At 71.0% G+C, this 538-nt stretch carries 1 protein-coding gene; it reads right to left on the minus strand.

What is annotated here, in order from left to right; all coding sequences use genetic code 11:
* Nucleotides 1-538 (minus strand): ketoacyl-synthetase C-terminal extension domain-containing protein (locus ACFQVC_RS42500; protein ID WP_381842174.1); only part of this gene is annotated, 538 nt, incomplete at both ends.

Genomic DNA, 538 nt, shown 5'->3' on the forward strand with positions numbered 1-538 from the left:
GGGCCTCGGGGGCCTGCTCGATGATGACGTGGGCGTTGGTGCCGCTGATCCCGAACGAAGAGATGCCCGCCCGGCGCGGACGGCCCGTCTCCGGCCAGGGCCGCGACTCGGTGAGGAGCTCGATATGACCCTCGGTCCAGTCCACCTGGCGCGTCGGCTCATCCACATGCAGCGTCTTGGGCAGCACCCCGTGGCGCATGGCCTCGACCATCTTGATGATCCCGGAGACTCCGGCCGCGGCCTGCGTGTGCCCCATGTTGGACTTGATCGAGCCCAGCCACAGCGGCCGGTCGTCGGGCCTTTCACGGCCGTACGTCGCAAGCAGCGCCTGCGCCTCGATCGGATCGCCCAGGGTCGTACCCGTGCCGTGCGCCTCGACCGCGTCGACCTGTTCGGCGGTGAGCTGGGCGTTGGCGAGCGCCTGCCGGATCACCCGCATCTGCGAGGGCCCGTTCGGCGCGGTCAGGCCGTTGCTCGCACCGTCCTGGTTCACCGCCATGCCCCGCACCACGGCCAGCACGGGGTGACCGTTGGCGCG

Origin of the sequence: Streptomyces monticola, from assembly GCF_042665355.1 — a bacterium.
In the GTDB taxonomy this organism is placed as follows: Bacteria; Actinomycetota; Actinomycetes; order Streptomycetales; family Streptomycetaceae; genus Streptomyces; species Streptomyces monticola.